15 protein-coding genes and 1 pseudogene are annotated in these 12610 nt (G+C 61.6%); 5 read left to right on the top strand and 11 right to left on the bottom strand.

The window, feature by feature from the left end; genetic code table 11:
* Positions 1-63: 63 nt before the first annotated feature.
* Both ACZ5G6_RS09815 and ACZ5G6_RS09810 read right to left on the bottom strand, forming a co-directional pair.
* The gene (locus ACZ5G6_RS09815; RefSeq protein ID WP_498691077.1) at positions 64-1302 is read right to left on the bottom strand and encodes a ZIP family metal transporter; all 1239 of its coding nucleotides are present in this window, start codon (positions 1300-1302) and stop codon (positions 64-66) included.
* Entirely contained in the window at positions 1299-2417 is a 1119-nt protein-coding gene (locus tag ACZ5G6_RS09810) for a multicopper oxidase domain-containing protein (RefSeq protein ID WP_498691073.1), read from the bottom strand. The genes ACZ5G6_RS09815 and ACZ5G6_RS09810 overlap by 4 nt, the downstream gene beginning before the upstream one ends.
* 83 nt (positions 2418-2500) lie before the next feature.
* Between ACZ5G6_RS09810 and ACZ5G6_RS09805 the strand changes: the two genes are divergently transcribed.
* Positions 2501-3175 (top strand): metal-dependent transcriptional regulator, encoded by a 675-nt coding sequence (locus ACZ5G6_RS09805; RefSeq protein WP_498691071.1) that lies wholly within the window; start codon positions 2501-2503, stop codon positions 3173-3175.
* 18 nt (positions 3176-3193) lie between these two features.
* On the opposite strand, the gene ACZ5G6_RS09800 is transcribed toward ACZ5G6_RS09805, so the two are convergent.
* The 3 genes from ACZ5G6_RS09800 to ACZ5G6_RS09790 form a co-directional block, all read right to left on the bottom strand.
* A complete protein-coding gene (locus tag ACZ5G6_RS09800) occupies positions 3194-3532 on the bottom strand; it encodes a YnfA family protein (protein WP_498691068.1) in 339 nt (112 codons plus the stop codon).
* A gap of 140 nt (positions 3533-3672) precedes the next feature.
* Complete coding sequence (locus ACZ5G6_RS09795; protein ID WP_498691064.1) at positions 3673-4050, bottom strand: ArsR/SmtB family transcription factor; 378 nt, start codon at positions 4048-4050, stop codon at positions 3673-3675.
* Complete coding sequence (locus tag ACZ5G6_RS09790) at positions 4010-5296, bottom strand: MFS transporter (protein WP_498691062.1); 1287 nt, start codon at positions 5294-5296, stop codon at positions 4010-4012. Before ACZ5G6_RS09790 ends, ACZ5G6_RS09795 begins: the two co-directional genes overlap by 41 nt.
* Positions 5297-5489: 193 nt before the next feature.
* Here ACZ5G6_RS09790 and ACZ5G6_RS09785 point away from each other — a divergent pair.
* The 3 genes and pseudogenes from ACZ5G6_RS09785 to ACZ5G6_RS09775 all read left to right on the top strand — a co-directional run.
* A pseudogene (locus tag ACZ5G6_RS09785) lies at positions 5490-6506 on the top strand (DUF4113 domain-containing protein); the annotation flags it as partial.
* A gap of 31 nt (positions 6507-6537) precedes the next feature.
* On the top strand, positions 6538-6852 hold the full coding sequence (locus tag ACZ5G6_RS09780; protein ID WP_498691060.1) for a hypothetical protein: 315 nt from the start codon (positions 6538-6540) through the stop codon (positions 6850-6852).
* Positions 6852-7250: a hypothetical protein gene (locus ACZ5G6_RS09775; protein WP_498691057.1), complete on the top strand. Its 399-nt coding sequence runs from the start codon at positions 6852-6854 to the stop codon at positions 7248-7250. Before ACZ5G6_RS09780 ends, ACZ5G6_RS09775 begins: the two co-directional genes overlap by 1 nt.
* Before the next feature lie 165 nt (positions 7251-7415).
* On the opposite strand, the gene ACZ5G6_RS09770 is transcribed toward ACZ5G6_RS09775, so the two are convergent.
* Positions 7416-8081 carry an HNH endonuclease gene (locus ACZ5G6_RS09770; RefSeq protein ID WP_498691055.1) on the bottom strand — a complete coding sequence of 222 codons (666 nt, stop codon included), beginning with the start codon at positions 8079-8081 and terminating at the stop codon, positions 7416-7418.
* Between the two features lie 248 nt (positions 8082-8329).
* Complete coding sequence (locus ACZ5G6_RS09765) at positions 8330-8539, bottom strand: SHOCT domain-containing protein (protein WP_498691053.1); 210 nt, start codon at positions 8537-8539, stop codon at positions 8330-8332.
* A gap of 130 nt (positions 8540-8669) precedes the next feature.
* Between ACZ5G6_RS09765 and ACZ5G6_RS09760 the strand changes: the two genes are divergently transcribed.
* On the top strand, positions 8670-9596 hold the full coding sequence (locus ACZ5G6_RS09760; RefSeq protein ID WP_498691051.1) for an endonuclease NucS domain-containing protein: 927 nt from the start codon (positions 8670-8672) through the stop codon (positions 9594-9596).
* A 227-nt stretch (positions 9597-9823) separates the two neighbouring features.
* Here the strand turns inward: ACZ5G6_RS09760 and ACZ5G6_RS09755 are convergent, their stop codons facing one another.
* From ACZ5G6_RS09755 to ACZ5G6_RS09740, 4 genes are all read right to left on the bottom strand, one after another.
* Positions 9824-10561, bottom strand: a complete 738-nt coding sequence (locus ACZ5G6_RS09755; RefSeq protein WP_498691049.1) for an SHOCT domain-containing protein — start codon at positions 10559-10561, stop codon at positions 9824-9826.
* A gap of 190 nt (positions 10562-10751) precedes the next feature.
* Positions 10752-11429: a hypothetical protein gene (locus ACZ5G6_RS09750; protein ID WP_498691048.1), complete on the bottom strand. Its 678-nt coding sequence runs from the start codon at positions 11427-11429 to the stop codon at positions 10752-10754.
* A gap of 485 nt (positions 11430-11914) precedes the next feature.
* Positions 11915-12097, bottom strand: a complete 183-nt coding sequence (locus ACZ5G6_RS09745) for a YegP family protein (RefSeq protein ID WP_477521655.1) — start codon at positions 12095-12097, stop codon at positions 11915-11917.
* 146 nt (positions 12098-12243) lie between these two features.
* Complete coding sequence (locus ACZ5G6_RS09740; RefSeq protein ID WP_498691821.1) at positions 12244-12543, bottom strand: DUF4193 domain-containing protein; 300 nt, start codon at positions 12541-12543, stop codon at positions 12244-12246.
* Between the last annotated feature and the right edge of the window lie 67 nt (positions 12544-12610).

The raw sequence follows: 12610 nt of genomic DNA, 5'->3' as shown, positions 1-12610 counted from the left end.
TACATCGATGCGTGAATTCACGCAATTGTGTACTAATGGCGAGCTGCTCTCACGCATGCCTGGTCAGGCCTGGACGAGCAGGCCCGTCGCGTACATCACGCCCAGCCCCAGGACGATGCCGGCGCTGGCAAGCGGCGTGAAGGTCCTTCCGGCATGGTCCTTCATCATGGGGAGGAGCTTGATGGCTACCTGGGCCACTGCACCTGCGCCGACGCCCAGCAGGAAGGCAGACAGGGCGGGCTGGTAGACCGTGGCGCCGATCAGCGCGCCGGCGATGGCGGGAGCCCCGGCGATCAGGCCCAGCACTGCCAGCCGGACCAGACTCGGCGGCGCCTTGGCCAGCGGCGTGACGATGGCCAGCCCCTCGGTGGTGTTGTGGATCGCGAAGCCGACGATCAATGTCGCCCCGAGAGCCAACGATCCCACGGCGTACGCGGACCCGATCGCGAGTCCCTCGCCCAGGTTGTGCAGCCCGATGCCGATCGCGATGAGCAAGGCCAAGCGCTTGGGGGGCAAAGCCCCGGGCCGTCCGGAGGCTCCCAAATCCTGGTGCCGCCGCATCCACGCATCCGAGCCTTCGAGCACCAGGAAGGCAACGAGCGCGCCAAGGAACACAACCAAAGGCCCGCCAAACGCACCGCTTCCTGCCACGAGTTCCATACCTTCAAACGTGGCGTCAATGGCGAGGAAGGCCAGCAGCCCTACCGTGACGCCAAGCAGCAGCCGGATCCACGACGCCGAGGAGCGGCGGATGAACGGCATCCACAACATGCCCAGGGCAACCGGGATCACGCCAACGTAGATGCCGAGCAACGCCATCAGCCCAAAGAAGGACGTTCCGCGTTCGGGGCTCAGTGCCGCGGCATCAATGGCGGCTGGGATCTTGCCTCCAACGGAGGTGACCAACGCGATGTCGTAAGGGTCGCCCTCCACCCAGTGGTAGCTGATGGTCAGCGTTGTCGCCTCAAGGGGGGCCATGGTCTCCCGCGTCTGGGTGAAGTCCGCGTAGTAGTCCGAGACGTTCACCTGGGCGATCGAGACCGGGTCCGGCCCCTCGTTTCGCGCCGTGATTTGGATCTGGCCAGGCAGGAGGCGAACGTCTTCGACGGCGACCTCCTCCTTGGGTGGGATGCCTTCGGACAGTTTCGCCATGCCCGGGCCGTTGAACACGGCGAATGCCGCCATCAGCAGGGCGATCAGGATCAGTGGGCCGAAGCCCAGCAGCCAGCCAGGCAGGGAAGGGCGAGGTTCGCCGGGCTGGGTGACTGCCGGCGTCGTCACGGTCTTTTCTTCAATACTCATTCCGCCTCCACCTCGAAGAAGCCCATCCAGCCCAGCTCCGCGAACTCGGTCTTGTGGGCGTGGAACATAAATTTGCCAGGATAGGGGAATCGCATCTCCACGATCCCCCGCTGGCCCTGCACCTGCGAAACGGTGTCCGTGAACTCGCTGGGCGTGAGCATGGTCCCGGTCGGGTAGTAGTGGAAGAAATTGCCGTGCACGTGGAAGGAATTGATGGGATCGTACTCGAGCACGTTGATCAGGTGGATCCGCACCAGCGCGTTCTGCTTCACCTTCACGGGGAAGTCCATGAAATGGAACGGGAGGCCGTTGACCGAGTAGAACTCATTGTCGTCCCCGCCGTCCGTGTTGTAGCCGTTCATCACCATCACCATCTCGTCATCCGCCGGAGGCCGGCCCTCCTTTGGCTCTATGATGAAGCCGCCATAGAGGCCCTTGGCGATATGCGGCGCCAGCGGCGACTGGTGGCAGTGGTACAGGTGCGTGCCGAACGGGGTGGCATCGAATTCGTAGGTAAATGATTGGCCTGGGGCGATCGAGCCGGCGCCGATCCCCGGCGTGCCGTCCATTTCCGCCCGGTGGACGCCATGGAAGTGCATGGTGTGCGGGTGCGAACCGGCGTTGGCGAAATTGATCCGCAGCACGTCTCCCTCCCGCGCCCATAGCGTGGGACCGGGGATCCTGCCGTTGTAGCTCCAGCCCGGGAACGTCACGCCGGGGGCGATTTCGAAGTCCTTGTCCACGGCCACGATGTCCCACTCACGCAGTGTCCGCCCGTCCGGCAGGGTGCTGGTCTTGCCGCGGTCGAAGTCCCGCAGGATCGCGGTGGGGTCGATGCCGGCCCGCTCCGGCGGCACCGAACCGCCCGCGAAGCCCGCGTGGCCGGCATGGTTGGTCATCGCGGTGGGGCTGGTGCCATGGGCGCTGCCGGCGGGCTTGGTGCCCGCTCCCGCGGCACTGGTGTCCGACGCCGGCGCGGAACCGCCTGTGGAGCCGGAGCCGGAGTGCTGGTCGTGGCCCCCGGAAGCCTGCAAGGCCGGGATGGCGGCCAGGGCCGCGGCTCCGGAGAGCATCGACCGCCTGCTGAGGAGCTTCTCCAAGCTGAATTTCGGCACACCGACTCCTAGGTTTCACCGTTGAAAACAAAAATGTTCGTTAAGCCTAACATTCGAAGGGTTGGCAACGTAACATGGGGGTCATGCTCGTAACTGACTTGTCCACCTCAGCCCAGGACTATCTGAAGCTGATCTGGTCCGCCACTGAATGGTCCGCCGCCCCGATCACCGTCAGCGTCATGGCCGAACGCCTCGGCATCCGGCCGTCCACAGCATCGGACGGCATCAAGAAACTGGCCACGCAGGGCCTCGTCACGCACGCACCCTACGGCAGCATCGAACTGACCGAGGAGGGGCGCGAACACGCCGTGGCGATGGTCCGCAGGCACCGCCTGCTGGAGACGTTCCTCGTCCAGGTCCTCGGCTACGGCTGGGACGAGGTCCACGACGAAGCCGAAATCCTCGAACACGCGGTCTCGGACACGTTGATTGAACGCATCGACCGCCGGTTGGGCCGTCCCACCCGTGATCCGCACGGAGACCCGATACCCTCCCCCGAGGGACGCCCGCACCTTCCGGACGCAACACAGCTCTCCTCCGCGACGGCCGGCAGCACCGTCGCGGTCACCCGCATCTCCGACGCCGACCCCGACATGCTGCGCTACTTCACCGAGCTGGGCCTCACCCCGGACACCCAGCTGTCCGTGCAGGAACACCGGCCGTATGCGGATCTGACCACCATCCGGCTACTGGGGCGAGACCAGGACATCGATCTGGGCGCCTCGGCTTCGGAAGCGATCTGGGTCGTGGCTGTATAGGCTGAACCCTGTGGTCGCCTAGCCGGCGTTGCGTGGGGCGAACATGATGACGGCCACGCCAAGGATGCAGATCACGGATCCGGCGATGTCCCACCGGTCGGGTCGGAAGCCGTCGAAAACCATGCCCCAGACAAGGGATCCTGCGACGAACACGCCGCCGTACGCGGCGAGGATGCGCCCGAAATGTGCCTCGGGCTGCAAAGTCGCCGCGAAACCGTATATTCCCAGTGCGATGACGCCCAGTCCGGCCCACCACCAGCTCTTGCCCTCACGGACGGCCTGCCAGACGAGCCAGGCTCCTCCGATTTCCGCCGCAGCGGCCAGAATGAACAACAGCACGGTTTTCGCGATAGTCACGGATCAATCATGGCAGCGCCGCTGGTTCCCTGGTTCTGATGGACCGGCTCTTGAGAAGCCGGAGTGGATGGCGGAAGGCTCTGCCGGGCCAGGCGACGTCGGCAGAGATCTTGACGACGTCCGGTTCACCAATGTCAGGGTCAGTCGTGGGTGGGTTCGCCGGTGACCTGATGGTCGGCGTGGTTGATGGTTTCCTGGATGACCCGGGCCAGGTGGCCGTCGTGGAGGGAATAGATGACGTGCCGGCCGTCCTTGCGGGTGTCCACGAGTCCACTGAGCCTCAGTTTGGCCAGGTGCTGGCTGACCACTGTCCGCGGGGCAAGCGCTGCGTCCACGAGCTCGGTGACGGTCTTCGGGCCCTGAGCGAGCTGCCAGAGCAGGTGCAGACGGGTCGGTTCGGCCAGCATCCGCAGCGTTCCGGCAGCGCTCTCAAGCAGCTCCGGCCCGGGTGTGACCGGGTGGAACAGCGAGGGTTGATCAGGCGCGTCGCTGAACGGTCTGCTCGGCTGGCTGCTCAACACTCTGCTCCTTGGTGACGGATTCCGCGGCTCCCACGGCAGTGGGCCTCGGCCAGGACAGGAAGGCTCCTGCACTGCCTAGTATCGCAAGAATTGTCAGCGCCAGCGCAGTCCACCCCAGGCCGGCAGCAGCGCCGAGCCAGCCTGCAAGCGGGTAGCTGATGATGTAGCAGGCATGCGAGAGCGAGAACTGGGCGGTGAACACATACGGCCTGGTCTGCTCCGTGGAGGCGTCCCGCAGCAGCCGCGAGGACGGGGTGAGGATCGTGGAGTTGCCCGCCCCGAGCAGGAACCACAGCCCCAGCAGCCACGACCACCCCGCACCCGGTGCGGCCAGAAACGTCACCGCCGTGGATCCCGCCAGGGCGATTGGGATCGCTGTGGCGCCGGTGAGCATCACGGCCCGGTCCCCGAAACGCTCCAGCACCCGCGGGGCCGAGATGGCGACGATCATCGATCCGACCCCGAAGCAGGCCAATGCCAGGGCCAGGTCCGTCTCGGGCCGACGGAGGACCTCCCGGACATAGACCACGGAGTTAACCAGCACAAGGGCCGTTGGCGCGGCGACCACCAAGTTCAGGGCCAGCAAGGACCGCAGCCTACGGTTCTTCCAGAAGATCCGGGCACCCAGGGTGGTCCGGTGCCAGAGAGATCCTGCCGTTCCTGTGTCCGTAGGGGCTTTGGGCAGGGCGGTGATGGCGACCATGCCGGCGGAGAACAGGAATCCCCCGACGGTGCCCAGAAACAGGTTGTTGTAGCTGACCACGCTCAGCAGCAGTGCCGCGGCAGCGGGGCTGACAAGGGCTTCCATGTCATAGGCCAGGCGGGACAACGACAGGGCGTGGGTGTAGTCGCGCTCAGCCTTGAGCACCGTGGGGATGAGGGACTGGAACGCCGGGGTGAAGGTCGCGGAGGCGGACTGCAGCAGGAAGATCACCACATAGATTTGCCAGGCCTCCGTGATGAACGGCAGGCACAGGGCCATGGCGGCCCTGACCAGGTCCGCGCCGATCAGCACCGGCTTCTTCGGCAACCGCGCCACCAGGGCATTGATCACCGGGGCGATGCCCACATAGGCCAGCATCTTGATCGTCAGCGCCGTGCCCATCACCGCCCCGGCGTTGCTGCCGGCCCGGTCATAGGCCAGCAGTCCCAGCGCGACTGTGAGCAGGCCGGTGCCGATCAGCGCCACAACCTGCGCGGCGAACAGCCGCCGGTACGTCACGTTCCCCAAGACTGCCAACACCAGCCCAACTCCTTAAGTGCATATGTGCACATCTATGCACTTATGCTACCCCTGGATCTGATTGAAACCGGCATGGACTCCTACCGACGACGTATCCCGCGGAGTACGAAATCGGCCTTGGCCAATGCCTCGGGAGACACCCGACTTGCCGACATTCACAGTTGAATAGTGAACTTTCGAGTACACGTCGCTACCAGTAGAGCTGCTGGGCAGGTACTCCGCGTGGCTGGAAGTGTACTCGATCGATGAGGCATTCCTGGGCGTCAAGGGCGAGCCTGATGAGCTGCTGCAGCTGGGCCGGGCAATGAAAACAGCCTGTCGCCGCCACGTCGGCGTGCCCGTATGTGTGGGCATCGCGCCCACCAAGACCCTTGCGAAGTTGTGCAATAAATGGGCCAAGAACAACCCGGCTTTCAATGGCGTCTGCCGTTGGGAGTCTGTGCCCCTGGATCAGCGCGAGACGCTCATGGCGAAACTGTCGGTGATTGAGATCTGGGGCGTGGCTACACGGCTGACTAAACGCCTCAACGCGATGGGAATCTTCTCGATCCTGGACCTCAGCCGGGCGAATCCTGTGGCGATCCGGGACAAGTTCTCGATCGTCATGATGCGTACTGTGCTGGAGTTGCAGGGAACACCGTGCATCCCGATGGAGGAAGAGCGCATCGGCCGGGACCAGTTGATCTTCTCGCGCTCGTTCTCAACGCCCATCACCACAGCTTCCGGTCTGCGGCAGGTGATGAGCGTCTACGCGCAGATGGCCAGTGCCCGCCTGGCCAAACATGATCTGCAGGCCAAAGTGCTCACGGCATTCGCCGCGACGTCACACTTCAACCCCAACGAGAAGTCCTTCCCGTCGGTGTGCCTGGCGCTGCCGATGCCCACTGCGGATCCTGTCTTGCTGACCAGGGCAGCCCACGCACTGCTCCCCCAGGTGCACGAGGGCATCAAATACGTGAGGGCAGGCATCATGGTCACCGACCTGCGGCCTTCCGGGAACCAGAAACCCCTGGAACTGTTCGAGAACCCCCACGAAGAACGCGGCATTGGCATGCTCCTGGAAGAAGTCAGCAAACGATACGGCCGCGGCTCTATCGGTCTGGGCCATGCCGGGATTAAAGGCGGACCGGACTGGACCATGAAACGCGACATGCTCTCCCCCAGATACACCACGCACTGGGATGAGCTCCCCCTCGTCAGAGCCGCCTGACCGGCGGCTCACGAACAGAAAGGAAACCACCATGACCATTGCCCCTGAAACACCCACGACCGGCCACGAAGTCGCTGTCCGGTTCAGCCCCGACGGAACGCCGTTGGCGATCAGGTACGAAGGCCGGATCTGGATGGTCGATCCGGAGGTGCATACAGCACACTGGTTCGCCAGGGACGCCTGGTGGGAAACCCGGCACCGCGTAGCCGTCGGTACCGGGGACGTCGTCAGCGTTGAGTACTGGCAGGTCCAGGCCCGACCGTCTGGAGCCCATGCAGAGCTACAAACGTTCACCCTGCGCCGTGAGCCCTTGGCTACCGTGTGGCAGCTGGAGTCCATCAGCTAGTGCGAGGTGACATTTACCGCCAGCCCATCCCGGACCAACTCTGGGAGCGGATCAGGAATGAGTTCACGCTACCCAGCCTGGAACAGGTCCGCGAACGGTACTCCATCATGCATGAGGATCCCGAACCGGTGATGCGTCAGCTCTTCCGGGTATTCGTCGACGACTGCATCTACTGCCCTGGTTTCCAGTTCCGCCCTGACCTGACCCTGGAACCGTTGGTGGTGAGACTCTTCAAACGCGCGATGGAGTTGCGGATCCTGCACAACTACTTCGCACTATGGATGATGGTCCCCTCCCCCGACCTGCAGGGATCACGGCCAGTGGACCTGCGCGGCAGCGGCGATGCCTCGATACTGCATGCGGTGCTGGAACAAGCCTTCACGGATATGGCGGCCTAGCATACAGGAGTGAAAGTGATCCTGACCGTCAAGGCCCAGACGGCCAGCCCAACCACGTCGACGCCGAAGCCGAGACATATGAGGGACCAAGGCAGCCCCCGAAACGCCGATCCCGGAAATCTGCCAAGCAATTGGCATCCACGCCGCATAGGCACGGCACTCGTCCTACGTTTTGGGCACTCGGGCTGGATCCGTCATCTTGGGGACCGGAATACTCAGCATCTCAATCGATGCTGGTTCCTTCCTCAGCGCTGGCCGGAGCCGGGATATTCGTGCTGCTCGAAGTTTGCGCTCGGCGGCCGCCCACCCGATCTCGTCATCACAGAACTGTTCAGGTTCATCCGGTAAGACCCTCTGGGCTTGGAGGGAGAAGACGAGGGCTCGCTGGTCCGGAGTGGCTGGCACCATGTGTTCAGCCGTCTTCGCACGGTGACAGGACTTGCAGAGTAACTGGAGGTTACCCGGATCGCTTGAGTCACCCTCAATGTGGTCGATCTCGTCACCGGGGGCTCCGCACTTCACGCAGACCTTGTCCCGGCTCTTCACCAGGGCACGGACAGACGGCCGGATGCGACGTGCCTTCACGTTGTAGCCGCCGCCAAGAAACTGAGCGATCCGTATGTCGATCGCATAGCGGACGGTGGGGTCGAAATGGAATTTGCCGTTCCGTGTCGTTGTCCGCCAGTAACGGATGGTGCCGGCCAGTTCTTGGCACAGTACTGAACAGAAGAGCCATGGACGGTGGGTGTATTCGTCTGGCAGGGGCTCGAAGCAGTTCGCGCACCGGTCGGCCTCAAAGCGTCTTCCCATGGGCGGCTGCAACGAACTCATGTCCTCGATTGTGGCAGACAATTGCCCGGCCGCCGCAGTGATTTGGCGTTGGTCATTATTGGAGCCATTCGGGAGGCTGGTTGGGATTGATCACGACCATTTGGTCCGGGACATCTTCAAGATGGCCGTAAAAGTTCTGCCCCGGCCTGTCCCGTAACTCCGGGACGATGTCCGTGCAGGGCACTGCCGTCGAGGACAAGCTGCCGGGCATCCAGTCAGCCCTTACCCGGGACGGTTCAGCGCTAGCTCTACAGCCCTCCCAAAAGCTCCGTCTTCTTGCTTTCAAATTCTGCTTCAGTGATGATACCTGCAGCCTTCAATTCCCCTAGTTTCGTCAGTTGCTCCATCACATCACCTTGGGCTGCTGGAGCAGTGGGGGGAATCTGCTGTGCTGTGCAACGGACGAAACTGCGGTGCGGCGACAGTGGCCCTATGCCTTTCAAGTCGAAATCGACCAAAGCAACTGATACCGCTCCTTCAGAACGCTTGAATCCTGTTCTTCGGCTCGATGGTGCAGGCCGCCTTGGTATAAGTTCAGCTCAGGAACATATCGTCGGCCTCAAACGGGTCGCCTTAAGTGAGAGAAAAATGACTACGACTTATGTGGTGAGACAGGGCACCGGCGGGATAAATGCCCTTGAGATGATCGAGGAAGGATACCTGGGTGTTGACTTCATCGGCGATTTCGATATCCGTCCGCATCTTGGCAAAGGAGCCGATGCGTTCCGCAGTGCCCTCATTCCGGTTTTCCTGACGATGTATCCGGGGAAGTCGCGGATTGCCGCCGGCCTCTCAATGGGCAACTTGTGGGCCGCCTGCGAAGGCATCCATGAAGGTGACATCGTTCTTGCACCAAAACCTGACCGGACGTATCAGTACGGAGCTGTCACATCAGGCTACGAATATCACCCAGGGACAGCCCTGCCCCACCGCCGCCGCGTCGACTGGAAGGGCTCTTTCAGCCGTGATGAAATGAGTCCAGCGTTGGCTTCCTCGGCTGGATCCATGATGACCGTCTTCCAGCTGGCAGCCCACGTCGACGAAGTAGCCACGCTTACCCAGCTCGCGGATCCGGTCCAGCCAATTGTTCAAGCTATCACCGCGGATGTTCAGGACCAGCTCGCATTCCAGATGGAGAAGCAGCTGGAAGACTTCCTGGTCCATAACTGGCGCAGCACGTCTCTGGGCCGGGAGTACGACATTTACGAGGAGGACGGCCAGGTCAAGGGCCAGCAGTTCCCAACGGACACCGGTCCGATGGACATTCTAGCCGTCAGCAAAGACCGAACCCGGTTGCTCGTCATCGAACTCAAACGGGGACGCGCAAGCGACGTCGTGGTGGGCCAAATCCAGCGGTACATGGGCTTCGCCCAGGAGGTCTTGCTCGAGCCCGGCCAAACGGTGGAGGGTATCATCATCGCGCAAGAGGACGACATGAAGATCCGTCGTGCGCTCTCCGTTGCACAAAACATCCGGTTCATGAAGTACCGGGTCGAGTTCCACTTGGAGTCATAGGCAGGGCAATCCTATCTGCTGCGGAATGACAGCATGAGGCCATCCGTACCGCGACCGGCAGCGAGGACTCTTTGACAGCTGCTGCCACTGAGGAGACCCGGCAGATGCATGGCATTGACGTTGCTGACGTTTGCTTCCGGCGACGACCCGTCGATCGCGCCCAGTCGCCGACGTTGAACTCGTCGACGTGCTTTTTGAAGTCACGGAACGCTGGAGAAACGCGGCCTCTAAACCCGGCGGTTAAGGAGCCGCTCCTTCTGTAGCACGAACTCCTCCTGCGTGAGGACGCCGCGGTCCAGCAAACCCGCCAAACGCTCAAGCTCGTCGGCGACAGCTGGCGGCTGGGCCGAAGCGAGGTTCCCGCGACCGAGCACTGTCCGCAACACCAACCCGAGAACGACAACAGCGGCGCCAAAACCCATGATGCCCCAGTAGATTCCCGATTGCTGGCCTGCTGCGAACTGGCACTGGTCTGAATAGTATGTGCGAGTTCCGTTCATGGCGCGGGCAATGTCATATGCCGCCGCGGAAGTTTGGGAGGTGAACGCACCGTCACAGTTGGGACCTACCGGAATGGTGAACCCGAGGATCATGCCAAGGACAATGATCGCGAGCCCCATCAGAAGTGGCCAGACGGGCGTTCGGCCAGTGTCATCTTGAGTATGCGCCGACTGGATGTGGATGGTTTTGACCGTTTCGCCCGTCCGCGTCGTCTTCGACAACCTGCGCAGGCCAGCGACAGCTATCCAGACGAGGCCGGCAACGAGCAGGAAGACGCCCGCCACTACAACAGCCCACCAGATTGGTGCATAGCGGTCCGCGTTTGTATGGCACGTCGTGAGGGCGGCGACAGCAGTCATGCCGTCAGGGGCATCCTTGGAGGCCTTTTGAAGTCCGAAAGCCCCTGTGCAGTACAGCCCGACAGGAAGAAAATAGCCAAGGGCAATTCCGATGACTGCCGTCATTAGGCCTGCTGCGGCCATTATGAAACGCAGTTTGTTCACGTATCCCCCTGTGAAGTGTGCAAGCAACTTGGCAGAGCATATGTCATGCCTGGTGCTGATTCAGAAACGGACACGACATCGCCCTCTACTCGACGTCAGTAAGCTGACTAAGCTCAAGCCGCAGCAGACCACACTAACCGATCTATTTGGATCAGCCGCCCGCATTGCACAGGACTACTGAATACTGCCCCGTGGACGTTTGCTTCGAGACCTCACGGCCATCGAGCAGAATGCGGCAGGTCACCGAACCCGTTCCCGCACCAGCTTGGGCACTGACCCCCAGAGACCAAAGGCCGTAACGCGATTCAAAGTCCGAAGAAGCGAACTCGTAGGACTTTTCAACGGGCCCCCAGACTTCGTCTGACGCCTGCTCCTGGCCCATTTTGTTGCCTACGAAGTTGGTGTAAGTAATGAGACCGATCGGCCCGTCCGCCTCGACAATGTATTGAACGAGCGATTGCTTCGGCTTGGGTGGAGTATGTACCACAGTCGGCACTGGCGTCGGTGACGTGGCCGGAACAAGCGGCGTCACAGGTGGAGGAACAGGGATAGGTGTTGGCGATGGCGACGGCTTGGGATTTGGGGGATTGCCGGGGTTTGGAATGAGGTACAAACTGATGATTGCATCCTTCGGCAAATCAAACCCATGCGCCGGCTTTGACGACTCGACCAGATACCTGGGCAGATCGTCCGAGCCTACGGCGTTGGGTTCGAAGACCCCGTCGATCATGTAGACGTAGTTGGAATAGCCCGCGCTGCTCAACGTAACTGACGCCTCTGCCAAGGATTTACCGGTGACGTCAGGCACGCCGTTTGCCGACGAGGACATGCTCGACCCTGGCGACAGTTCTGAGGTGGAACTGCCGCTCCCACATCCAACAAGCCCAAGAGCCAACGCCGCAGCAAAAACTACGTTGATCTTCGAAGTTTCCCCCATGTCCCACCCATCTCCGACCAGAACCCGCAAGGTGGTTCGTCTATTAGCTTCGAGTCTGTGCCCGCTCCACATTTCCTTGCTCATCATAATGAGCTTCGAGGACACCAAACAGTTGATCGGCCCCATTTCGCAGATGACAATCCGCCATCTGCAGAGCGATGGCAAGGACAGTATTCCCCCTGGATAGACCGCTGAAGCCTCATACGACGACCAAGCGGTCGCCCTCAAGCCTGGTTTGCTGCGTTCAATGCGAGCCGGACTAGAAGGTGGAATAGCCTCGATCGCGTAACTGGGCACGACTGCGACCTGCCACAAAAAATTACCCCAAAGCCTGCAAGGCCCCGGGGTAATCAGAATTGATGGTTCAGCTTCGAGCGCTACTTGTCAGTGAGATCCACGACAACGGATTGTGCATTCGCCTTGACTGAGTCGATGCCCTTTTGAGCAGCGGCTTTGCTTGAATAGGACTCGCTGGTGGCGATGACCTCGCCATTGCCAGCCTTCAGTCGAAAACGAAAGCCCTGAGACTTGTCTGAATAGATTTCGTACTTACCTGCCATGCGTGATCCTCCTGCAACTATGCCGCTCCAAGAGAGCGAACGTACCGGCGAAATGCTTGAACACCGTCATCCTAACTGCTTGGAATTGCATTTGGGCTGGAACATGAGCTGAGGAAGTTTATCTCCGCTTCGTTAGCAGCGAATGTCTAGCCCTCGCACTCAACGCAGTACGCGTGACCGTCCTTTTCGCGCGCGATCTGGGACCGGTGCCGGACCAGGAAACACGAGTAGCACGTGAACTCGTCGGCCGCCGGCGGAATCACCTGAACGATCAATTCTTCGGCGATGATCTCGCCACCGGGGCCTTCCTGGTCCAGGCCATCAGCTTGGTCGAGCTCCAGGACAACACTGCGGGCATCGGGTGCATTGGCTGACTTCAGGGCATCAAGCGAGCTCTCCTGGGATTCCTTGACGTCGGACCGGACCTCGTCGTAATCAGCTGCCACTTTGTTCGTTTTCTCCCTCATTTGGTCGGATCTTCGACCTGCAACATACACGATGGCCGGAAAATTC

Source organism: Arthrobacter sp. TmtSoilC51, from assembly GCF_055388015.1.
Note: the sequence above shows the minus strand (reverse complement) of the source record. Positions and strands in the feature narration are given on the sequence as shown.